Genomic DNA, 22,539 nt, shown 5'->3' on the forward strand with positions numbered 1-22,539 from the left:
AGCGCCATGATCGACAGCGCGGACAGTTTCGGAACCGATGAAGCGAGCGGGGCGCACATCGCGCAGCCGCGGGCCATACGCGGCTTCTCGGCGCTGATGGAGGCGATGGAGCGCGAACTGCGCGCCGGCGCGCAACCCGCGGCGTGCGGCAAGGTGCAGGAAGTGATCGGCACGCTCGTACGCGTATCGGGCCTCGACGCGACGCTCGGCGAGCTATGCGAGCTGCGTTCGCCCGAAGGCGCGTTGCTGCAGCGTGCCGAGGTGGTCGGCTTCTCGCGCGACGTCGCGCTGCTCTCGCCGTTCGGCCGGCTCGGCAGCGTGTCCCGGGCGACACGCGTGGTGGGGCTCCGGCGTCCGCTTTCGCTGCGCATCGGCCCCCGTCTGCTCGGCCGCGTGATCGACAGCCTGGGCGAGCCGATCGACGGCAAGGGGCCGCTCGAATGCGACGAGTGGCAGCCCGTCATCGCCGATCCGCCCGATCCGATGTCGCGGCCCGTCGTCGATACCCCGATGCCGACGGGCGTGCGCGTCGTCGACGGCATGATGACGCTGGCCGAGGGCCAGCGCATGGGCATCTTCGCGCCGGCCGGCGTCGGCAAGAGCACGTTGATGGGCATGTTCGCGCGCGGGGCGCGCTGCGACGTCAACGTCATCGCGTTGATCGGGGAGCGCGGCCGCGAAGTGCGCGAATTCTGCGAGCACATTCTCGGGCCGGAGGGAATGGCCCGCTCGGTCGTCGTCTGCGCGACATCGGACCGCTCGTCGATCGAGCGCGCGAAGGCCGCTTATGCGGCAACGGCGGTGGCCGAATACTTCCGCGACCGCGGCATGCGGGTACTGCTGATGATGGATTCGCTGACGCGCTTCGCGCGCGCGCAGCGCGAAATCGGCCTGGCGATGGGCGAGCCGCCGACGCGGCGCGGCTTTCCGCCGTCGATCTTCGCCGAGCTGCCGCGGCTGCTGGAGCGCGCGGGCCGTTCGGAGCTCGGCTCGATCACCGCCCTTTATACCGTGCTGGCCGAGGACGAATCGGGCGGCGACCCGATCGCCGAGGAAGTGCGGGGCATTCTCGACGGCCACATGATTCTTTCGCGCGAGATTGCGGCACAGAACCGCTATCCGGCGATCGACGTGCTCGGCAGTCTTTCGCGCGTGATGACGCAGGTGGTGCCGCGCGAGCACGTGGCGGCGGCGGGGCACGTGCGGCGGCTGATGGCCAAGCACAAGGAGGTCGAACTGCTGCTGCAGGTGGGCGAGTATCAGAGCGGCACCGATGCGCTTGCCGACGAAGCCATTGCGAAGATCGACGCGATCCGGGCTTTCCTCGGCCAACCGACCGATCTGCTCGTCGACCCGAGCGACACGCTCGCGGCCCTCGGCGAGATCGTGCAGTCCTGATGCCGGAGGCAAGCGATGAAAGACCGCCGCGTTGCCGCGTTCGAGCGCGTGCTCTCGCGTCGCCGCCAGCTCGATCGCAAGCTCAATGCGGCGCTCGGCGGTTTGCGCGGCGAGCTGCAGGCGCTCATGGACGCCTTGGACGAAAGCCGCGCGGCGGTGCGCGCGCATGCGGCCGAGCTCGCCGCGCACGACGGCAAGATCGACGCGATGCTGGGCGGCGTTTCCTTCCGGGCGAATGAGTATCTGAAGCTGCGCGAATTCCGCTCGCACGCGGCCGAGCAGCACGCGATGCTCGAGGCCCGGGCGGCGCAGGCCGCACAGGCGCTCGCGGCGAAGGAGGCGCAGATCGGTGCGCTGCGCACGGAGATCCTGCGCAACCGTGCCCGCATCGACATCTACGGCAAGCGGCGCGACACGCTCGTCAAGGGTATCGAGCTCGCGATCGAGGACGCGCAGGACGAGGAAACATCGGAGAGTCGCCGGCCCAGTCCGGCGTTTTGAAGCGGCGAGCGCGCTCGCCAGCCGGCATCCATTGAGCGACAGGTGACTGAAATGAGCGAGATTACATTCGCATCGATCGAATCGAGCCATCAGCTGGTCAGGTTTTTGATCGTGCTCGGCCTTTGCAGTGAACGATTGATGGTCCTGATGATGATTTTTCCGCCGACGTCCGACAACGTCGTGCAAGGCCGCGTGCGCACCGCGCTGGCGCTGCTGTGGGGCAGCTTCATCGCGTACGGGCAACGCGGCCTGCTCGAGCAGGGCGATGCGACGATGCTCGTGGGCATCGGGTTGAAGGAGGCGCTGATCGGCGTCGGCCTCGGCTTCGCGGCGTCGACGGTGTTCTGGGCCGCCGAAAGCGTCGGCACGTACGTCGACGATCTGACCGGTTTCAATCAACTGCAGATGCAGAACCCGAGCCAGGGGCAGCAGACGTCGCTGACTTCCACGCTCCTGAGCCAGTTCGCGATCGCGGCGTTCTGGTGTCTGGGCGGCATGACGTTTCTGCTCGGCGCGATCTACGAATCGTATACCTGGTGGCCGCTTGCGAACCTCACGCCGGCCGGGGGGGCGGTACTCGAATCGTTCGTGCTGGGGAAGACCGACTCGCTGATGGAAACGGTGGCGAAGCTGGCCACGCCGATGATGCTGATGCTGCTGCTGATCGACATCGGCTTCGGCTTTACCGGGAAGGTGTCGCAAAAGCTCGATCTGCCGTCGCTGGCGCAGCCCGTGAAAGGCGCGCTCACGATTCTGATGCTCGCCCTGATGGCGGCGATCTTCATCGATCAGGTACGCGATCAACTGTCGCTCGTGGGCATCGCGGCCGAGGCGAGGGCGCTCGCGGGCGGCAAGTGAAACGCGGTGAATGCTCGAGCGCGCGCAAGTATGCGTTCGCCGATGGCGATTGGCCGAAAAAGCTTGGAGAAAAACATGATCGAGGCGTTGAGCGACAACGCGATCGTCACGGGGATGATGCACGTGCTGTGGGCCGGTGCGGTGCTCGATACGTTTTCGGATGTTCAGGACCTGCTCGATGCGATGGCGGTGCTGCGTCCCGGGAGCGGCGAAATGCGCGAGGTGCTGGCCTGGTGGCATGTGCGTGCACGCGCCTGGGGCGAGGCGCTGACCGAATTGCGCCGGGTGGAGCGCGACGGCACGCTGTCGTCGCGCGGCATGGCGCTCGCGGCTGTCTGTCTTTACGCACTTGGCGATGCATCGTGGCGTACCTATGCGTACGCGGCGGCGTACAAGTCTGATGACCCGATGGCGACGCGCACCGCCCAGGCGCTGCTCGCAGCGCCCGCGATCGGGCGTGGATAGCCGCCCGCGGCTGCGTCAAGCGGGGACCGGCCGTCTGCCCGGCCGGCCGGTTTCACGATGACTCGCCGGGGCCCGAAGCAAGGTTTGCCTCGATCCACGATGCCACGTCGGTGACCGGAATGGCGTGGCGTTGATTGAACGTCCCGCGCTTGTCCCACGCGACACCCCGCCCTTGAGCGAAAGCGGCACGATACTTCCGCATCATGTTGTGTGGGTCCCGCGCCAGTTCATCCAGCAAGTACGCCTCACTCCACACCGCACGGCTGAAAGGGCGGCCGAGGCCCGCTTGCAGCTTGTCGGCGACCTCACCGTAAGTCACGGTGTCGCCGGCCAGATACACGATCTCGTTCCGGATACGAGGTTGGGCGAACACGATCTCGGCAGTCAGTGCGCCGATATCGTCGGGCGTCGTCAGCGTCACGGCGGTGTCGAGGCTGCCCAACGCGTGGACCGTGTCGTTTTTCAGGTCAACGACACCGAAGTCCGGCTCGAACAGATAGCTCATGAACATGCCGGTCGAGATGATGACCCACTCGGTGTCGTGCTGACTGCGCAGCAATTCGCGCACGTCCAGCTGTGCGTCGAAGATGTCCTGCGGACTGCCGCGACCGATCACGTCGAAATCGACCCCGAACTGCCACGGGAAGTACCTCGGGATTCGCGCCTGCAATGCAGCGCGTGCCAATTTCATCGGCGTGTCGATTCCGGCCGTAATGCCCGCGCAACCGATTACCGTGTCATATCGCGCGAACAAGACAGCGAGTTCATCGATGGAACGCTTCACGAAATCGCCTATGACGATCTCGATCCCAAGATCCCGAATCTCCGCGATATCATGCCGCTTGGCGGGTGCGCTGGATTCGACGGCACTGGCGCGCAGCAGCACGCTGATCTTCGCGCCAGTCACGTCCTTCGCCCGGCGTGCAAGACTGCGTAGCACCGGGAGGCCGAGTTCGCCGGCACCGAGCACGAGAATGTTTCGAGACGTAGCGTCAGGATCTGTTCGGTTCATCGTTTAGCCCATCAAGGAATGCGTGGCGGCAGTCTAGCAATGCGTGGGCGTGGATGAAAGAAGGCACACGCGTGATACTGGGAGCCAGAGAGTTGGATCGAGATGAACTTCTTCAATATTCGCAGACCGTGTGTGACGGCCTGCGGGACGATGATGACGGGTTGCGGCGGGAGGTGCTTGCCCATGCCGGAAGCCGTTGGTCGCTCGGTGTCGTGCACACGCTCGGCGTGTACGGCAGGCTGCGCCATGCGGAAATCGGCAGGCGCATGCACGGGGTGACTCAGCGCATGTTGACGCGCACGTTACGGCAGCTCGAGCGTGACGGCCTCGTGCGCCGTCATGATTTCGAAGAAGTCCCTCCCAGAGTCGAATACGAGTTGTCCGACACGGGCATGGACCTGCTCGTTCGCATGGTCCCGCTGTGGACCTGGATCGTCGAGAATGCGGACCGCTTCCGTGAAGCGAGGCGGAATTTCGACAGGCAGCACCGCGACGCAAACGCGTAGTCGACGCCGCCGCGGCGGTGGAGCGGCGCTGCACAAATGCCGGCGCTCGGTATCGCGCGACATCGATTCGGTCACGCGTACTTGTCGCCGACCGTACTGCGAATCGGATGGGTGTCGTAGACGATGATCATCCGTTCGATCAGCCCCGCGATGTCGAACTCGAACACGTCGACGCACTCGAAGCGCGCCACCGAACCGTCTTTCAGGGCCCAGTCGTAGATGAAGTAACCGGTCGCACGTCGAGCGCCTGTCGTGCTGACGCAGATATCGATCGGTGTAATCTTGCTTTCTCCCGATGCGGCAGCGACCTTCGAAAAGAAGGGTTCGGCGTGCATCCAGCCGAGAAACGGCGAAAAAATCCGCGCGTCCGGCGTGAATAGCGCGCAGATGGCGCCCACATCGCCTCGCTCCAGCTCCCGAAGGTAAGTGCGAACCTGTTTCGTATAGAGTGATGCCGACGTTGAGCCCAAAATTATCCTCCGATCATTCGTTGACGCTCCCGTTCATGCGTAGGAGCGGGGTATCCGGTAGACGCACGATAACGACGCACCGATGACCGAACAATCGAAAAATTTGCAACCCGGGTATGCGGCGCATGCATATCCGCTGGCCGACCTGACGCGACCTCTGCCGCCGTTGGCGGCGATTCAGTCGTTCGTCGCCGCGGCGCAGCTCGGCAGCGTCAGCAAGGCGGCGGATCATCTGTGCCGTACTCAAGGCGCGGTGAGCCGCCAGATACAGCAGTTGGAAACGCATTATCGATGCGCACTGTTCGTGCGCCATGTATCGGGGCTGACGTTGACCGCGGAAGGAAATGCACTGCTGACGGTCGCGGTCGACGTGCTCACGCAATTGGTCCAGCACGCGGATTCCCGAGCACGGGCGACCGCGGTGCTCACGTTGAAGTTGCCGTCCACGTTCGCCGTTCGCTGGTTGCTCCCGCGGCTGCCGGACATTCATCGTGCGATGAGCGGGACGGAGCTGCGTATTTCGACATCCGCGGACGACACGCCGGATTTCACGACGTCCGACGTCGACGCCGTCATCGTGCGCGGCACGGGGCAATGGACCGGCATGGAGGCGGTAGCGCTATTTCCCGAGAGGCTCACGCCGATGTGCGCGCCCGCCTTGGCGACATCGCTGCGATCCGTTGCCGATCTTGCGCAGGTCGATTTGCTCCATCCGGGGCCCAGCCATGCGGAGTGGCGATGCTGGCTCGATCACGTTGGCGCGCGCCAGATCGATGCGGGACGCGGGGTGGTATTCGATACCCTCGAATTGACGCTCGCGGCATCGACGGAAGGGCACGGCATTGCAATCGGCGACCCACGAATGGCAAGAGACCGGCTCCGCGCCGGATCGCTGGTGACACCGTTCGACGAGGTGGTTGAAGACGGCCTGTCGTACTTCCTCGTCTATCCGCCGCAACGTGCGGAACAACCGAAAATTCGGGCGCTCGCCGACGTGTTGCTGCGACTTGCGCGAGAAGACTGATCGACAGGTGAGCGACCGATTCGGCATTCCTCCCGATCTTCCTGCCCACCGACGCTCGATACGGAACGCCGCCGGCGGGTCTGCGTCCGTCGAAAATGCCGCGCTTGCCACCGCGGCGACGCTTCGATTCCGCGGATGCCGCGCCGAATCCGATGCGGTCCATCGATACTCACGCTCCCGGGCAGGATCATGCCGCGCCCGCGTCGCGCACCGACGCCGTACAACGGCCGCGTCCATGCAAACTTGATCGGGAAAAGCACTAGACGTACGGGAATTATTTCCCGGCTATAGTGGAATGACTGAAGGTAGATGCGGCGCTTTTTGCCGATACCGACCAGGTCTTGACCGTAGACGGGTGCTGTATGAAAAATAAAATCGAAAAGACCGCCGGACCGATGTGGGGTATGGCGGCAGGATTGCTTCTCGCGGTGGCGGGGTTGAGTCTCGGCATCCTCCCGAAGTCCTTGCATGGCTCGGGAAGCGCAAACGACTTCATGGCGTTCGGCGTCGCGATGCTGGGCATCTTCCTCGTCGTCTATTCCACGCACGAACTGCGCAGAAAGCGCTTGCACTGAGCGTTCGCGCGTCGATCCGCGAAAAAATCGATTCCGGCGGGCCGGCGGCTCGCGCGTGCCCGCGCCTTCGACGTGCTATGCGTTGCGGATTTCGTGGTTGTAGACGAGTTCGACGATGCGTTTCGTCGGGATGCTCGCGCGCAGCGCCTCGACGCCTTCGATCGGAAACCACCTGCATTTCTCGATCTCGTTGTTCGCTTGCGGCGTATGGTCCGGGCCGACTTCCGCGAAGAACACATGATGGATTTTCGCGAGCCCGGTGAACTGCATCGCGTACACCAGATCGTGGCCCGTCATGCCGGTTTCTTCGCGCAACTCGCGATGCGCGGCGTCGAGCGGCGTCTCCCCGCGCTTGATCGTGCCGCCGGGTAGCGCCCAGCGCGACGACGCACGCGCGACGAGCAAGACGTGCTCGCCGCGGTAGCAGACGACCGTCGCGCGCTCCTTGATCGGGACGGCGCTCGCTTCGGCGGCAGTGTTGGGCGCTGGCGTTCGGGGCATGGCGCCATTCTAACCAGCGTCGATCGTTCGGCCAAGCGGCGCCGATCGGGCTGGACGACCGGTCGTCGTCGCGTGGCCGACGGCTGCGCGACGGGGCCGGGCGCGCGGGACGCCGTTCGCACGGGGCGGCCCGCCACGCGCACCGCGCCGCCGCACGATTCGTCCGGTTACTTCTTTTCCGGCAGGAACCAGTTCATCACGAGCGCGCAGATACCGCCCGTCGCCACGCCCGATTCCAGCACGTTCTTCAGCGCATGCGGCAGGCTGTTCAGGATGTCCGGCACCTGCGATACGCCGAGGCCGAGCGCCAGCGACACGGCGATGATCAGCAGCGCGCGACGGTCGAGGTGGATGCCCGCGAGGATGTTGATGCCCGATGCGGCCACGGCGCCGAACATCACCATCGCCGCACCGCCGAGCACGGGCTCGGGCACGGCTTGCAGCACGCCAGCGACGACCGGGAACAGGCCGAGCACTACCAGCATCCCCGCGATCCAGATGCCGACGTGACGGCTCGCGACGCCGGTGATCTGGATCACGCCGTTGTTCTGCGCGAATACCGAGCTCGGGAACGTGTTGAACACGCCGGCCAGCAGCGAGTTCGCGCCGTTCACGAGCACGCCGCCCTTGATCCGCTGCATCCACACCGGCCCTTCGACCGGCTCGTTCGAGATCTTGCTGGTGGCCGTCACGTCGCCGATCGCCTCGAGCGACGTCACGAGGTAGATGATCAGCATCGGCACGAACAGCGCCCACGAGAAGCCGATGCCGAAGTGCAGCGGCGTCGGCACCTGGAACAGCGCGGCCTGATGCATGCCGGTGAAGTCGAGGCGGCCCAGGAACGCGGCGGCGAGATAGCCGATCGCGAGCGCGATCACGAGCGCGGTGCTGCGCACCCACACGACCGGCACGCGGTTCAGCAGGATGATCGTGCCGAGCACGAGGCCCGACAGCGTCAGGTTCTCGGCGCTCGCGAACGTGCCCTTGGCCATCGCGCCGTAGCCGCCGCCCATGCTGATCAGGCCGACCTTGATCAGCGTGAGGCCGATCAGCAGCACGACGATGCCGGTGACGAGCGGCGTGATCAGGCGCTTCACGAACGGCAGGATGCGCGACACGCCCATCTCGACGAACGACCCGGCGATCACGACGCCGAAGATCGCGGCCATCACGGTCTCGACCGGCGTGCCCTGCTTGACCATCAGGCCGCCGCCGGCGATCAGCGGGCCGACGAAGTTGAAGCTGGTGCCCTGGACGATCAGCAGGCCGGCGCCCAGCGGGCCGAAGCGCTTGCACTGGACGAAGGTGGCGATGCCGGAAATCACCAGCGACATCGACACGATCAGGGTCGTATCGCGGCTGGACACGCCGAGCGCCTGGCAGATCAGCAGGCCGGGCGTGACGATCGGCACGATGATCGCCAGCAGGTGCTGGAGCGCCGCGACGAAGGCGACCATCGGCGCCGGCCGGTCGTTCGGGCCGTAGACGAGGTCGCGGGCCGATTCTGCGGCGTCGGCGCCGTGGGAGGCGGATTGGGCGGAGGAGGCGGGTTGCATGGCGAGCGGGCCGGACGAGGTGGAAAGTGCGGCATTTTAGCCGAAGGGCCTGCCGGCGCCGCCGGGCCGGGCCGCAATGGTGACGAGCCGATGGATCGCGCAAAAGGCGCCCGATCGGCGGCCGGCTGGTTCGAACTGCGGGATGTGGCCAATGGTCAGCCCGCGACGCGTGCTCCGTTGCCGCGCGCCGTGGTGCGCGGCGGACGGGAATCCGGATACGCGCGCTGGCAGACGGCGATGACCGTATCGCGCAAGCGGCGGTGCACGGGGTCGCCGTGCATGCGCGGATGCCACAGCGCGGACACGAGGATCGCCGGCAGGCGAACCGGAATCTCGAAACTGCGCAGCCCGAGGACTTCGGTGAGCCCCGGCGAGCACGCATTGCCGAGGCTCGAACGCGGCACCAGCGCGATCAGGTCGGTGCTGGCGGCGACACGCATCGCGTCGGGGTAGCCCGGCACGACGACGTGCACGGCGGGGCCGGGGCCGGCGTTGCCGGTCGTGTCGTCGGCCGGCCCGGAGAAATCGCCGAGCTGGGCCGCCATGACGTGGCGGCACGCGGCATAGCGCGCGGGCGTGATCCGGGCCGACGCGAACACCGGATGCCCGGCGCGCGCCACCGCGACGTGCCAGTCGTGAAAGAGCATGCGCGTGTGCAGCTCGGGCGCGTCGTCGCCGCGCTTGCCGATTTCCAGGTCGACCGTGCCGTCGCGCAGCGCTTGCGGATCGCGGTCGAGCTTCGGGACGAAGCGGATACGCACGTGCGGCGCGACGTCGGCCAGCGCGGCGACGACCGGGCCGGACAGCATTTCCATGAACGACGCGGCGGCCCGGATCGTGAACGTGGCCGTGAGGGTCGCGAGATCGACGTCGGCCGTCGCCGGCCGGAGCACGGCGCGCGCGTCGCTCGCGACCGCATGCACGCGGTCGCGCAGCGCGGCTGCGTGCGGCGTCGGCACGAGCCTGCGCCCGGCGCGCACGAGCAGTGGATCGCCGGTGGCGATACGCAGCCGCGTGAGCGTGCGGCTCATCGCGGACGTGCTCAGGCCCAGCCGGCGCGCGGCGGCGGTCACGCTGGCTTCCGACAGCAGCACGTCGAGCGCGGTGACGAGGTTCAGGTCGATGTCGTCCATGCGGACAGGATACGCCTTTGTGCCGATAACATGGCGTTGAATGCAACTATCGATTGCGTTGGGTGCGTCTGGCGCCTGTCGTGGCGCGCGCCTATAGTGGGCGCATGACGAAACACGGCAAAGGCGAAAACCATGCAATCGACTGAATCGAATCGACGGAACGCGCCTGCGATCCTTCTCGTCGCGGCGTCGCGCGGGCTCGGGCTGGCGATGGCGGAGGCATTCCTGAAGAAGGGCTGGAACGTGACGGGTACCGTGCGCGCAGGATCGGGGCGCACCAAGCTGCACGACCTGGCCGACCGGTTCGACGGCCGGCTCGAGATCGGCACGCTCGACATCTGCGAGCCCGCGCAACTGGCCGCGCTGCGCGAGCGCCTGTCGGGCCGGCGCTTCGACATGCTGTTCGTGAACGCGGGCACGACCAACGATCCGAGCGAAACGATCGGCGAAGTGACGACCGACGAATTCGTGCGCGTGATGATCACGAATGCGCTGGCGCCGATGCGTGCGATCGAGACGCTGCAGGATCTCGTGACCGACGACGGCCTGATCGGCGCGATGTCGTCGGGGCAGGGCAGCGTCGCGAACAACGTCAGCGGGATGCGCGAGGTGTATCGCGGCAGCAAGGCCGCGCTGAACCAGTTCATGCGCAGCTTCGCGGCGCGTCAGGCCGATACGCGCCGCGCGCTGGCGCTGATGGCGCCCGGCTGGGTCCGTACCGAACTTGGCGGGCCCGACGCGCGCCTGACCATCGACGAGAGCGTGCCGAGCCTCGTCGACGTGCTGCTGGCGAAGCGGGCGCGGCCCGGGCTCGAATATCTCGACTATCTGGGGCGGACGGTGCCGTGGTGAACGACGGAGGCGGCGCAAGCGCGCGGCGGCCGGCCAGGTTCCGGCTCGTCGTGAGCGTGCCGCGGGATCCGGCCTGTGGTTCGCGGCCTGTCGCGGCACTGCGAAGGCCGTGCCGATTCAATACAATGCGACGACGCGTCAGTGATACGGTGCCGCCTCATCGCGTTTGAATCCATCCGGCTCATGGCGGATGGGGGGCGCTCCCGTCGCGACGGGCTTGTGTCGAACATGGAGCGCAGCATGAACGAACCCTATCTGCAGGTCATCGCGCATTTCTTCGCGAAACCCGGCAACGGCGACCGCGTGGTCGAATTGCTGGCCGAACTCGCGCCGGCCACGCGCACCGAGCCGAAAAACCTCGACTACGCGTACTTCCGGTCGCCGGAGAACCCCGACCACATCGTGATCCTCGAGCGTTACAGCGAGGCCGACGGCCTCGACGTGCATCGGGAAACGCCGCATTTCCAGCGGATCGGTGTCGGCGCGATCATGCCGTTGCTCGATCGTCGCGAGGTGATCCGCTACATGGTGCAGCCGGACACCGGCACGGCGACGGCCCCGGGAGGCGCTCGATGAACCCGTTTCAATTCCGTACCGTTCCGACGCAGATCGTCGAATTCGGCGCCGCGCGCCGGCTCGGCGCGCTGTTGCGCGAACGCTTTCCGGCGCTCGCGCGGCTGTGCGTCGTCACCGATGCGTTCCTGCATCGCAGCGGCGTGCTCGCGCCCGCGCTGGCGAGCCTCGCCGCGCACGGCTGGCAGGTCACCGTGATCGACGACGTGATCGCCGATCCGCCCGAGCACGTGGTGCTCGACGCGACCGCGCGGGCCGTCGCGGCCGATGCCGAGATCGTGCTCGGCCTCGGCGGCGGCTCGTCGATGGACGTCGCGAAGCTGATCGCGGTGCTCGTGCCGGGGCAGCAGGCGCTGGCCGACATGTACGGCGTCGACAAGGTCGCGAGCGCGCGGCTGCCGCTCGTGCAGATGCCGACCACGGCCGGCACCGGCTCCGAGGTCACGGCCGTGTCGATCGTCACGGTCGGCGAGGCGCGCAAGATGGGCGTCGTGTCGCCGCACCTGTTCGCGGACGTCGCGATCCTCGACGCCGAGCTCACGCTCGGCCTGCCGCGCGCGGCGACGGCCGCCACCGGCATCGACGCGATGGTGCATGCGATCGAGGCGTACACGTCCGCGCGGCTGAAGAATCCGGTGTCCGACATGCTGGCGACGCATGCGCTGACGCTGCTGTCGCGCAACCTGCTGGCCGCATGCGACGACGGGCAGAACCGGCACGCGCGCGAAGCGATGCTGGTCGGCGCGATGTTCGCGGGGCAGGCGTTCGCGAATGCGCCGGTCGCGGCCGTACACGCGCTGGCCTATCCGGTCGGCGGGATCTTCCACGTGCCGCACGGTTTGTCGAACGCGCTCGTGCTGCCGCACGTGCTGCGCTTCAACGCGCCGGCCGCCGCGCCGCTGTATGCGGAACTGGCGGCGATCGTCGCGCCGTCGGCCACGGGCAGCGACGAAGCGAAAACGCACGCGCTGATCGCCGAGATCGACCGGCTGATCGTCGCGACGGGCATTCCGCGCACGTTGCGCGAGGTCGACATCGGCGAGGCCGACCTGCCGAGGATGGCGTCGGACGCGATGCTGCAGACGCGCCTGCTCGTGAACAATCCGCGCGAGGTGACCGAGGCCGACGCGCTGGAGATCTATCGGCAGGCGTGGTGACGCGGCGGGCGCGCGTGGCGCATCGCCCGGCACGATTCACGACGCGCGCACGACCGGCCGCGCGGGCCGTGCCGCAACCCACGTGCATGCCGGCGCGACGGCCACGAGCGTGCCGAGCCGCCCGCCGTGCCTACATGCGCGACGCGTCGGCGCCGGCTGCCACCACGTACGCCGACGCCTGCTTCGTGCCGTCCGGCTTCGTCTGCAGGTACACACCCTGGATTTCCGGTTCGAAGCCGGGCAGCGCGTTGATCCCGGCCTCCAGCGCGCGGAAGTAGTCGAGCGCCGGGCCGCCCCATACTTCGCCGGGCACCACGCAGAAGATGCCGGGCGGATAGGGCAGCGCGCCTTCGGTCGCGATCCGGCCTTCGATGCGATCGAGCGTGACGAGTTCGACGTCGTTGCGGATCAGCTCGGCATTCGCGGCCTGCGGCAGCATCGCCTGCTTCGGGAACTGCGCACGCCGGAACATCTGTTTCTGCAGATGCTTCATGTCGTGGCTGCGATAGAAATCATGCATGCGCTGGCACAGCTGCCGCAGGCGCATCGTGCCGTACAGCTCGGGATAGGCTTCGCACAGCGACGGAATCGCTTCGCGCAGCGGCGTGTCCTGATCGAGATGGCGTTCGAATTGCGCGAGGTGAGCGACCAGATGCTGCAGCTTGCCGAAGCTCTCCGACGGCGTGAGCAGGAACAGGATCGTGTACAGGTCGGCCTTCTCCGGCACGACGCCGTGCTCGCGCAGGTAGCGCGCGAGGATCGGCGCCGGCGCGCCGAACGGCGCGTATTCGTGCGTGTCGCGATCGATGCCGGGCGTGGTCAGCAGCAGCTTGCACGGATCGACGAAATACTGGTCGTCCGCATAGCCTTCGAAGCCGTGCCACGTGTCGGCCGGATGGAAGCGGAAGAAACGCAGGTCGTCGACGATCTGCTCGGTCGGATAGTCGGCCCACGGGCGGCCGTCGATCTGCTGCGGAACGAACGGGCGGATCTGGCGGCACGTTTTCAGCAGCAGCTTGCGCGCATCGACGCCGTGTGCGACGCAGTCGCGCCACAGGCGCTTGCCGGCCGGGCCCGCATGCATCTGCGCGTTGACGTCGAGCGCCGCGAACATCGGATAGAACGGGCTCGTCGACGCGTGGATCATGTACGCGTTGTTGAAGCGCCGGTGATCGCAGAAGCGCTTCTGGCCTTCGATGTGGCTGTCCTTCTTGTGGATCTGCGACGTCTGCGAGAAGCCGGCCTGCTGCTTGTGCACCGACTGCGTGACGAAGATGCCGGGATCGTCGGGCCCGAGCGTCAGCATCAGCGGCGAGCAGTCCTGCATCATCGGGATGAACTGCTCGTAGCCGACCCACGCCGAATCGAACAGGATGTAGTCGCACAGATGCCCGATCCGGTCGACGATTTCGCGCGCGTTGTAGATCGTGCCGTCGTAGGTGCCGAGCTGGATCACCGCGAGCCGGAACGGGCGCGGCAGATCGGCGCGCTCGGGCGCGACGTCGCGGATCGCGTCGCGAATGCGCGCTTCGCCGAGCGCCGCGCTGTCGACGCCGCCGATGAGGCCCCACGCGTTGCGTGCGGTCTCGAGGTAGACCGGCCGCGCGCCGGACAGCACGAGCGCGCCGAGGTGCACCGACTTGTGGTTGTTGCGGTCGAACAGCACGAGATCGCCGGGCGCGAGCAGCGCGCTCGTGACGACCTTGTTCGACGTCGACGTGCCGTTCAGCACGAAATACGTCTTGTCGGCGTTATAGATCCTTGCGGCGTTGCGCTGTGCTTCCAGCGCCGGCCCTTCGTGGATCAGCAGGTCGCCGAGCCGCACGTCCGCGTTGCAGAGATCCGCGCGAAACAGCGTCTCGCCGAAGAAATCGAAGAACATCCGGCCGAGCGGGTGATTGGAGAAGAACTGGCCGCCCTGATGGCCGGGGCAGTCGAACTCGACGTAGCCGCGCTGCACATAGTCGCGCATCACCTTGAAGAACGGCGGCAGCAGACTCTCGCTGTAGATGTCGGCGGCGGCGGAAATCTGCCGGCCGTAGTAATGGCGGCCGCCGTGGCGGAGCTGGATCACGCCGCTCGCGCTCGGCAGGACCGACGGCGGCACTTCCTGGTCGGGCTCGACCGCGACGAAGAACGGAATCGCGAAGCCGGTTCTTTCGACGGTTCTCAGCACCTTTTCCGCGGCGTCGATACCGACGACGATGGCCGCGATATTCGTGAAATCGGTCTGAAATACGTCGACCTGTTCGTGCGTGGTGAGGAAGGCGCCGATCAGCGCCGGCTCGACTGCGATTTTCAACAGGCTCACGCGAACTCTCCGGTAAATGACCTGAAACGGGAGCCGCATTCACGCCGATGCGTCATGTCGATACGACGCGCGCCGCAGCCGATTGAAATGCTCCCGCGAATGCGGAATGCCGAATGCGCACCGCGCCGGGAAGCGTCGAGCCGCGCGGCACAGCCGTGATCGGACGGTGCTCGGCGCCGCCGATCGTAGCAATAAAGGCACGCGAATTCAATCGACCAGAATCGTCAATGTCATTGACGGATGAGCCTAATCAATTGATCGGCAATTGACGTGCTGCAGCGCATATAAAAATGATCCAATGATGAAATCCTATTGAAAAGGCGCCGATGGTTTCACCGAATCGTCGGCTTTTCATCGAATGGCGTTCATGGCATAGTCGGCTCCGAACTGGGTGGCGAATCAAGCCGGAATGGCGAGCGTCTCGTGCCACTGCCCGTGACCTGCCGTCCGCGTGCGCGCGAGACGAACGATACCAATCGAAGCAACCCAACCGCGAGGGCAACAACATGAACACTTCCGTCGGCGGCATTCGCCGTCTCGGCATGCGTGCGCTACTGGTCGACGACGAAATCGCGCAGGAAACCGCCACCGGCCGCGCGGTCCGCACGCTGAGCGCGGAACTCGCGCAACGCGGCATCGACGTGTTGACGGCCACGTCCGCCGACGATGCCGTCGTGCTGATCCGCTCCGATCCGTCGATCCAGTGCGTGCTGCTCGACTGGGATCTCGGCGTGGACGGCCACGGGCCGTCCGAGGTGGTGGTCGACGCGATCCGGCATCGCAACGGCAGCGTGCCGATCTTCCTGCTGGCCGACCGCAGCGTCGCGTCGACGGTGCCGGCCGCGGTGATGGGCAAGGTCGACGATTTCGTGTGGCTGCTCGAGGATACGGCCGACTTCATCGGTGGGCGCATCCACGCGGCGATCGAACGCTATCGCTCGACCGTCCTGCCGCCGATGTTCGGCGCGCTCGCGAAGTTCTCGCGCGTCTACGAATACTCGTGGCATACGCCGGGCCACACGGGCGGCACCGGCTTCCTGAAATCGCCGGTCGGCCGCGCGTTCTTCGAGTACTTCGGCGAATCGCTGTTCCGCTCGGACCTGTCGATCTCGGTGGGCGAACTCGGCTCGCTGCTCGATCATTCGGGCCCGATCGGCGAAAGCGAGCGCTATGCGGCGCGCGTGTTCGGCGCGCATCGCACGTATCACGTGACGAACGGCTCGTCGACGTCGAACCGCATCATCCTGATGGCGAGCGTGAGCCGCGACCAGATCGCGCTGTGCGACCGCAACTGCCACAAGTCGGCCGAACATGCGATGACGATGTCGGGCGCGATTCCGACCTACCTCGTGCCGACGCGCAACCGCTACGGGATCATCGGGCCGATCGCATCGGAGCGCCTCACGCAGGCGGCGATCCGCGAAGCGATCGCATCGAACCCGCTCGCGGCCGGGCTGGCCGATCGCCAGCCGAAGCACGCGATCGTCACGAATTCCACGTACGACGGCCTCTGCTACAACGTCACGCGCGTCGAGGAATTGCTCGGCGCGAGCGTCGACCGGCTGCACTTCGACGAAGCGTGGTACGGCTACGCGCGCTTCAATCCGATCTACCGCGACCGCCATGCGATGCACGGCGACCCGCGCGACCACCACAAGGACCGGCCCACGGTATTCGCGACGCAGTCGACGCACAAGCTGCTGACCGCGCTGTCGCAGGCGTCGTACATCCACGTGCGCGACGGCCGCAGCCCGATTCCGCATGGCCAGTTCAACGAAACGTTCATGATGCACGCGTCGACGTCGCCGAACTACGCGATCATCGCGTCGAACGACGTCGCGGCCGCGATGATGGACGGCCCCGGCGGCGCCGCGCTGACGCGCGAATCGATCGAGGAGGCTGTCGCGTTCCGGCAGATGATCGCGCGAATGAACAATGAATTCGGCGCGAAGGGCGACTGGTTCTTCGAATGCTGGCAGCCCGATACCGTGCTCGAGGCGCGCACGGGCCGCACGCTGCCGTTCCACGAAGCGCCGCCCGAGCTGCTCGCGAGCGACCCGGCGTGCTGGGTGCTGCGCCCCGGCGCGCAATGGCACGGCTTCGGCAATATCGAGGACGGCTACTGCATGCTCGACCCGATCAAGGTGTCGATCGTCACGCCTGGCGTCGCGCCGGCCGGCGGCCTGATGCCGGTCGGCATCCCGGCGAGCGTCGTCACCGCGTATCTCGATGCGCGCGGGATCGTCGTCGAGAAGACCACCGATTTCACGATCCTGTTCCTGTTCTCGATCGGCATCACGAAGGGCAAGTGGGGCTCGCTCGTCAGCGCGCTGTGCGATTTCAAGCGCGACTACGACGCGAACCTGCCGCTCGACATGGCGATTCCGTCGCTCGCGAACGAGCATGGTTCGCGCTATGCGGGCATGGGGCTCAAAGATCTGGCCGACACGATGTTCGCGGCGATGGAGCAGCTCGGCACGACGCGGCTGATGTCGGAGGCGTTCTCGATCTTGCCGACGCCGGAGATGAGCCCGGTGCGCGCATACGAGCATCTCGTGCAGGGCCGCGTCGAACAGGTCACGCTCGACGAGCTGGCCGGGCGCACGGTGGCCACGGGCGTCGTGCCGTATCCGCCGGGCATTCCGCTCCTGATGCCGGGCGAGAACGCGGGGCCTGCCGGCGGCCCGGTGCTCGGCTACCTGAAGGCGCTCGAAGCGTACGACCGGCGTTTCCCGGGCTTCGCGCACGACACGCACGGCGTGGAAGTCGAGGACGGCACGTACCGCGTGTACTGCCTGACGGCCTGACGAGCGAACGAACGAGCGACCGGCCGCCCGGCGGCCTCACATCGAAGGATCGAACACCATGGACAACGCAGCGCACCTGTCCGGCGCGGCCACGACGGCCGCGCCGAAGAACCGGATGAACGTCTGGCAGCTCACCGTCCTCACGGCGGTCAACATGATGGGCTCCGGCATCATCCTGCTGCCGGCGAAGCTCGCGCAGGTCGGCACGATCTCGCTGCTGTCGTGGATCGTCACGGCCGGCGGCTCGCTCGCGCTCGCCTATGCGTTCGCGCGCTGCGGGATGCTGAGCCGCAAGCCGGGCGGGATGGGCGGCTACGCGGAGTACGCGTTCGGCAAGGCCGGCAACTACATGGCGAACTACACGTACGGGCTGTCGCTCGTGATCGCCAACGTCGCGATCGGCGTGACGGCGGTCGGCTACGGCACCGTGCTGTTCGACGCGACGCTGTCGCCGCTGCAAACGGGCCTCTGGACGATCTTCCTGCTCGTGCTGACGACGGTCGCGAACTTCGGCGGCTCGCGCATCACCGGCCGGATCGGCGCGGTGACGGTGTGGGGCGTGATCATTCCGGTCGTCGTCGTGTCGCTGATCGGCTGGTTCTGGTTCAGCGGCGCGACCTGGGGCGCGGCGTGGAATCCGCACGACCTGCCGTTCGGGCCGGCCGTCGGCGGCTCGATCGCGGTGACGCTGTGGGCGTTCCTCGGGCTCGAATCGGCGTGCGCGAACTCCGACGCGGTGGAGAATCCGGAGCGCAACGTGCCGATCGCCGTGCTCGGCGGCACGATCGCGTCGGCGATCTTCTACATCGTGTCGACCAACGTGATCGCCGGGATCGTGCCCAACGCGATCCTCGCGAAGTCGAATGCGCCGTTCGGCATCGCGTTCGCGACGATGTTCACGCCGGCCGTCGGCACGATCGTCACCGCGCTGATGGTGATCGCATGCATCGGCTCGCTGCTCGGCTGGCAGTTCACGGTGGCGCAGGTGTTCAAGAGCTCGGCCGACGTCGGCTACTTCCTGCCGGTGTTCGCGCGCGCCACGCGCACGGGCACGCCGATCGTCGGCATGGTGATCCTGCTGGTCGCGCAGGTCGCGCTGGCGCTGATGACGATCAGCCCGGAGCTGAGCAGCCAGTTCCAGAAGATCGTCGATCTCGCGGTCGTCACGAATCTCGTGCCCTACGTGATGTCGATGGCCGCGCTGATCACGATCCAGAAGGTCGCGAAGGTGCCGCCGGGCAAGGCGCTGTTGACGAACGTGGTCGCGATGGTCGCGACCGCGTACAGCTTCTACGCGCTCTACAGCTCGGGCGAGCAGGCGCTGATGCTGGGCGGCCTGTGCGTGTTCCTCGGCTGGACGCTGTTCGGCTTCGTCAGCGCGCGCTTCTACCAGATGGAAGTCGATGCGCACGTGAAGGAACCGGGGAAGTCGCTGCAGGCGTGAACAGGCCCTAACGCTGCCGCTGCGTCAGCAGCGGCGGGAGTGCTCGTTTCAACAGATCGACGACGGCGCGCACGCGCGGCGGCAGCGGCCGCTGCGCGTGCACCAGCACGTTGAGCGCGAAGTCGGGAACGTCGTAGTGCGGCAGCAGGCGGACGAGCCGGCCGTGCGCGAGCGCATCGGCGCAAGCCGGGTGCTGGACCACGCCGATGCCGCCGCCCGCCGCGATCGTGTCGAACATCGGGCGCCAGTGGCTCGCGGTCATGACCGTGCGGATACGCGCGTATTCGACTGCGCCGCCGTCGCGCTGCAGCGGCACCTGTTCGTTCGCGAACACACCTTTCACGCGGATGAACGGATGGTTCGCGAGATCGGCCTTCGTGTCGATCGGGTCGTGCCGGTCGAGATACGACGGTGCGGCGACGAGCACGCGGCCGACCGCGCCGAGCGCGTAGGCGACGAAGCCGCCGTCGCCGAGCTGGCCGACCCGGATCGAAATGTCGACGCCCTCGGTGACCGGATCGACGATGTCGTCGTTCAGCACGAGGTCGATGTGCAGCTTCGGATACGCGGTGCGGATCTGCATCAGCACGCCCGGCAGTACGACCTCGCCGAAGCATTGCGGCGCCGCGAGCCGGATCGTGCCGTCGAGCGCGTTTTCCGTCTTCGACACCGATGCAACGGCCAACTCGGCCGCCTCGAGCAGCGCCTTGCTGCGTTCGTAGAAGAGGCGGCCTTCCTCCGTGCACGCGAGCGTACGCGCACTGCGCATCAGCAGCCGCGTGCCGAGATGTTTCTCGAGTTTCTCGATGCGCTCGCTGACGGCCGGTTGGCCCATGTCGAGATCCCGCGCCGCGCCGGACATCGTGCCGCGCTCCACGACCCTGACGTAGATGCGCATCGTCGCCAACAAATCCATGAAGTCGCGCCTTTTGTCTTCCGGTTCGATTTTGTGCCGATCGACGGATGGTATCAAAGCGGAGGAGGGCCGACGGTGCGCGTCGGCCCGATACTCATTATCGGCCGGTGCTCATGGTGCCGACGAAGCCGCGTGCGTTCGTCCGCGCCGTGAGCGAAAATCGGCGTCGTTCCCTCGCGACCGACAGGAGACCCGGCATGACGCAACGCAACGAAGCCCCACGGACGCATTGCGTCGCATGGCAGATCGTGCAGACGTGGCAGGCGGCCGAATGGTGCCGGCTCGACGAGTCGCAAACGGGCATCGCGCTAGCGGGGACGGTGGCGGGCGCGATCGACGGCACGCCGTTTCGCATCGATTACGCGATCGCATGCGGGACCGACTGGCTCACGCGTTCGGCGCGCGTGACGCGGTGGACCGGCACGGCGCCGCCACGGCAATGGGACATCGCGTGCGATGCGGGGCGGTGGACGATCGACGGCGTCGATGCGCCGGCGCTCGCGGGCGCGACCGACATCGATCTCGGCTTCAGTCCGTCGACCAATACGCTGCCGATCCGGCGGCTCGCGCTCGCCGTCGGCGAGTCGGCGGAGATTCACACCGCGTGGCTGCGTTTTCCGGATGTCGACATCGTGCGCGGCGAGCAGCGCTATACGCGCACGGCGCCGCACGTGTATCGCTACGAGAGCGGCACGTATGCGGCCGATATCGCGATCGACGGCGCGGGCCTCGTCACCGACTACGACGAATGGCGGCGCATCGGCGCGGCGCCCGCGTCGTGACGCATCAGCGCGCGCTGGCGACCGACAGCTTGCCCGGGATCAGCTTCAGCGTGCTGAACGCGTCGGCGATGCTCTGCTGGTACGCGAGAGTCGCGTCGGTGATCGGCTGCACGCCGTAGCCGGCGCGCTTGAGCGCGACTTCGAGCGTCGGCGCGTCGAGGCCGACGAGCGGGGACAGTTGCGCGGCCACCTCGGGCACGTGATCGCGCGCCCAGCGGTCGACCGCATCGACTTCGTCGAGCAGCGCACGCAGCACCTGCGGGTGCGCGGCCGCGTACTTGCGCGCGGCGAGGTAGTACTGCGTATTGCGCACGAGCGCGTCGCCGTTCGCGACCACGCGCGCGCCGAGCTGCCGTTCGGCGGCGGCCAGATACGGATCCCAGATCACCCACGCATCGACGCTGCGCTGCACGAACGCCGCGCGCGCGTCGGCCGGCGTCAGGTAGATCGGCTGGATGTCGGCATAGGTCAGGCCCGCGCGCTCGAGCGCCTTCACCAGCAGGTAGTGGACGTTCGAACCCTTGTTGAACGCGACCTTCTTGCCGCGCAGTTGCGCGACGGTTCGGATCGGCGAATCGGGCAGCACGACGATCGCCTCGCCCTGGGGCGCGGGCGGCTCGTTGCCGATGTAGACGAAATCGACGCCGGCCGCCTGCGCGAAGATCGGCGGGGTTTCGCCGACCGTGCCGACGTCGATCGCGCCGGCGTTCAGCCCCTCGAGCAGTTGCGGGCCGGCCGGGAATTCGAGCCATTGCACGGCGACGCCCTGGCTCGCGAGACGCTTCTCGAGCGTGCCGCGCGCCTTGAGCACGACGAAGTTGCCGTATTTCTGGAAGCCGATGCGCAGCCGCGTGCCGCCGGCGTCGGCGCGTGCGGGCGCGGCCGCGAGCGGCCCGAGCGCGAGCCCGGCCAGCCCGGCGGCCGCGCCGTGCAGCCACTGGCGGCGGCGCGGGTTTGCCGGAGTCGATTCAAGGTCTGCGTGCGGTGTGTCGTTCATCGAGGCGTCCTGCTGGCGGGTTCACGGGCCGCGCGCGAAGGCGGCGCGGCCGGCGCAGGACCGGGCCGGATGCGGGCGACGCACGCAACGGGCCGGCCCGCGCCGGAGTCAGGACGATACGGCGCGGCGGGCCGGCGGCCAACCAACGAATCCGAATATGCAAATCAGCGGCCGGACGATACGTAACCGGTGACGCGGCAGCACGCCGCCGCGCTCACTCGGTGACGAGCAGGCTTTCCTCGATCGAGTCGACGCGATCCGGATAGAACGCGAGGTGCCCGCGAATCGATTCGACGGCCGGATTCGGATGCTCGTACGTCCACACGGCGTTGATCGAGCGTTCGCCGCCGGCCGGAATCGAGTAGTACGCGCAATCGCCCTTGTACGGGCAGTAGGTCGCGTGGTCGGTGCGTTCGAGCAGCGACATGTCGGCATCCTCGCGCGGAATGTACAGCACCGCCGGATAGCTGGCCTCGCGTAGCACCAGCGCATGGCGCGTATCGGCGACGACCTTGTCGGCCACCTTCACGATCACGCGGGACGAATGCGGTTCGATCAGGATCGGGTGATCGGGGCCCGGCGACTTCACGGGACGAGAGGGCGTATCGGGGTTGATCGGCATCGGGTTCCTCCGGAAAGGGCGGCGCGCACGGACGCGCCGTGCCGGCATGTGCACGCCGGGCGGATTCCCGCGCGCCGGC

At 67.2% G+C, this 22,539-nt stretch carries 22 protein-coding genes; 13 read left to right on the forward strand and 9 right to left on the reverse strand.

The features are described from left to right. The first annotated feature begins 6 nt into the window (after nt 1–6). From sctN to KPB06_RS26605, 4 genes are all read left to right on the forward strand, one after another. The gene (gene sctN / locus KPB06_RS26590; RefSeq protein WP_226231606.1) at nt 7–1,398 is read left to right on the forward strand and encodes a type III secretion system ATPase SctN; all 1,392 of its coding nucleotides are present in this window, start codon (nt 7–9) and stop codon (nt 1,396–1,398) included. 15 nt (nt 1,399–1,413) lie between these two features. Continuing rightward, complete coding sequence (locus KPB06_RS26595; RefSeq protein ID WP_059582604.1) at nt 1,414–1,899, forward strand: type III secretion system protein; 486 nt, start codon at nt 1,414–1,416, stop codon at nt 1,897–1,899. A 51-nt stretch (nt 1,900–1,950) separates the two neighbouring features. Beyond that, nucleotides 1,951–2,757: a type III secretion system export apparatus subunit SctT gene (sctT, locus tag KPB06_RS26600; protein ID WP_059582601.1), complete on the forward strand. Its 807-nt coding sequence runs from the start codon at nt 1,951–1,953 to the stop codon at nt 2,755–2,757. 75 nt (nt 2,758–2,832) lie between these two features. Next, complete coding sequence (locus KPB06_RS26605) at nt 2,833–3,222, forward strand: HrpB1 family type III secretion system apparatus protein (protein ID WP_059583107.1); 390 nt, start codon at nt 2,833–2,835, stop codon at nt 3,220–3,222. A gap of 52 nt (nt 3,223–3,274) precedes the next feature. Here the strand turns inward: KPB06_RS26605 and KPB06_RS26610 are convergent, their stop codons facing one another. Beyond that, a complete protein-coding gene (locus KPB06_RS26610) occupies nt 3,275–4,234 on the reverse strand; it encodes an aromatic alcohol reductase (RefSeq protein ID WP_124658386.1) in 960 nt (319 codons plus the stop codon). A 92-nt stretch (nt 4,235–4,326) separates the two neighbouring features. On the opposite strand from KPB06_RS26610, the gene KPB06_RS26615 reads away from it, so the two are divergent. After that, the gene (locus KPB06_RS26615; protein ID WP_059583104.1) at nt 4,327–4,740 is read left to right on the forward strand and encodes a winged helix-turn-helix transcriptional regulator; all 414 of its coding nucleotides are present in this window, start codon (nt 4,327–4,329) and stop codon (nt 4,738–4,740) included. 71 nt (nt 4,741–4,811) lie between these two features. Here the strand turns inward: KPB06_RS26615 and KPB06_RS26620 are convergent, their stop codons facing one another. After that, entirely contained in the window at nt 4,812–5,210 is a 399-nt protein-coding gene (locus KPB06_RS26620; protein ID WP_059582596.1) for a nuclear transport factor 2 family protein, read from the reverse strand. Nucleotides 5,211–5,292: 82 nt separating this feature from the next. On the opposite strand from KPB06_RS26620, the gene KPB06_RS26625 reads away from it, so the two are divergent. Both KPB06_RS26625 and KPB06_RS26630 read left to right on the forward strand, forming a co-directional pair. Further along, the gene (locus KPB06_RS26625) at nt 5,293–6,234 is read left to right on the forward strand and encodes a LysR substrate-binding domain-containing protein (protein WP_275905918.1); all 942 of its coding nucleotides are present in this window, start codon (nt 5,293–5,295) and stop codon (nt 6,232–6,234) included. 362 nt (nt 6,235–6,596) lie between these two features. Continuing rightward, nucleotides 6,597–6,809, forward strand: a complete 213-nt coding sequence (locus KPB06_RS26630; RefSeq protein WP_059583102.1) for a hypothetical protein — start codon at nt 6,597–6,599, stop codon at nt 6,807–6,809. Between the two features lie 75 nt (nt 6,810–6,884). On the opposite strand, the gene KPB06_RS26635 is transcribed toward KPB06_RS26630, so the two are convergent. The 3 genes from KPB06_RS26635 to KPB06_RS26645 form a co-directional block, all read right to left on the reverse strand. Then, entirely contained in the window at nt 6,885–7,310 is a 426-nt protein-coding gene (locus tag KPB06_RS26635) for an NUDIX hydrolase (RefSeq protein WP_060311179.1), read from the reverse strand. 167 nt (nt 7,311–7,477) lie between these two features. Continuing rightward, nucleotides 7,478–8,866, reverse strand: coding sequence for a nucleobase:cation symporter-2 family protein (locus KPB06_RS26640; RefSeq protein ID WP_059582589.1), 1,389 nt, complete (start codon nt 8,864–8,866; stop codon nt 7,478–7,480). A 155-nt stretch (nt 8,867–9,021) separates the two neighbouring features. Further along, a complete protein-coding gene (locus KPB06_RS26645; RefSeq protein ID WP_059582588.1) occupies nt 9,022–9,999 on the reverse strand; it encodes a LysR family transcriptional regulator in 978 nt (325 codons plus the stop codon). 132 nt (nt 10,000–10,131) lie between these two features. On the opposite strand from KPB06_RS26645, the gene KPB06_RS26650 reads away from it, so the two are divergent. From KPB06_RS26650 to KPB06_RS26660, 3 genes are all read left to right on the forward strand, one after another. Next, complete coding sequence (locus KPB06_RS26650; protein WP_124658388.1) at nt 10,132–10,851, forward strand: SDR family oxidoreductase; 720 nt, start codon at nt 10,132–10,134, stop codon at nt 10,849–10,851. A 240-nt stretch (nt 10,852–11,091) separates the two neighbouring features. Then, on the forward strand, nt 11,092–11,427 hold the full coding sequence (locus KPB06_RS26655; protein ID WP_059582584.1) for a putative quinol monooxygenase: 336 nt from the start codon (nt 11,092–11,094) through the stop codon (nt 11,425–11,427). Continuing rightward, nucleotides 11,424–12,581, forward strand: coding sequence for an iron-containing alcohol dehydrogenase (locus KPB06_RS26660; RefSeq protein ID WP_060967693.1), 1,158 nt, complete (start codon nt 11,424–11,426; stop codon nt 12,579–12,581). The genes KPB06_RS26655 and KPB06_RS26660 overlap by 4 nt, the downstream gene beginning before the upstream one ends. A gap of 130 nt (nt 12,582–12,711) precedes the next feature. Here the strand turns inward: KPB06_RS26660 and KPB06_RS26665 are convergent, their stop codons facing one another. Beyond that, the gene (locus tag KPB06_RS26665) at nt 12,712–14,892 is read right to left on the reverse strand and encodes an ornithine decarboxylase (RefSeq protein WP_185723030.1); all 2,181 of its coding nucleotides are present in this window, start codon (nt 14,890–14,892) and stop codon (nt 12,712–12,714) included. Between the two features lie 506 nt (nt 14,893–15,398). Between KPB06_RS26665 and KPB06_RS26670 the strand changes: the two genes are divergently transcribed. Continuing rightward, nucleotides 15,399–17,699 (forward strand): Orn/Lys/Arg family decarboxylase, encoded by a 2,301-nt coding sequence (locus KPB06_RS26670; protein ID WP_089465509.1) that lies wholly within the window; start codon nt 15,399–15,401, stop codon nt 17,697–17,699. A gap of 58 nt (nt 17,700–17,757) precedes the next feature. After that, nucleotides 17,758–19,143 (forward strand): putrescine-ornithine antiporter, encoded by a 1,386-nt coding sequence (gene potE, locus KPB06_RS26675; RefSeq protein WP_059582571.1) that lies wholly within the window; start codon nt 17,758–17,760, stop codon nt 19,141–19,143. A gap of 7 nt (nt 19,144–19,150) precedes the next feature. Here potE and KPB06_RS26680 read toward each other — a convergent pair whose 3' ends face one another. After that, a complete protein-coding gene (locus tag KPB06_RS26680; RefSeq protein ID WP_124658391.1) occupies nt 19,151–20,059 on the reverse strand; it encodes a LysR family transcriptional regulator in 909 nt (302 codons plus the stop codon). 197 nt (nt 20,060–20,256) lie between these two features. Here KPB06_RS26680 and KPB06_RS26685 point away from each other — a divergent pair, with 197 nt between their 5' ends. After that, nucleotides 20,257–20,841, forward strand: coding sequence for a putative glycolipid-binding domain-containing protein (locus tag KPB06_RS26685; protein ID WP_124658392.1), 585 nt, complete (start codon nt 20,257–20,259; stop codon nt 20,839–20,841). Between the two features lie 4 nt (nt 20,842–20,845). On the opposite strand, the gene KPB06_RS26690 is transcribed toward KPB06_RS26685, so the two are convergent. Continuing rightward, nucleotides 20,846–21,838, reverse strand: coding sequence for a sulfonate ABC transporter substrate-binding protein (locus tag KPB06_RS26690; protein WP_059582566.1), 993 nt, complete (start codon nt 21,836–21,838; stop codon nt 20,846–20,848). A 214-nt stretch (nt 21,839–22,052) separates the two neighbouring features. Further along, the gene (locus KPB06_RS26695; protein WP_059639233.1) at nt 22,053–22,460 is read right to left on the reverse strand and encodes a DUF427 domain-containing protein; all 408 of its coding nucleotides are present in this window, start codon (nt 22,458–22,460) and stop codon (nt 22,053–22,055) included. Between the last annotated feature and the right edge of the window lie 79 nt (nt 22,461–22,539).

The sequence above is a fragment of the Burkholderia semiarida genome (assembly GCF_029268935.1).
Lineage (GTDB): Bacteria > Pseudomonadota > Gammaproteobacteria > Burkholderiales > Burkholderiaceae > Burkholderia > Burkholderia semiarida.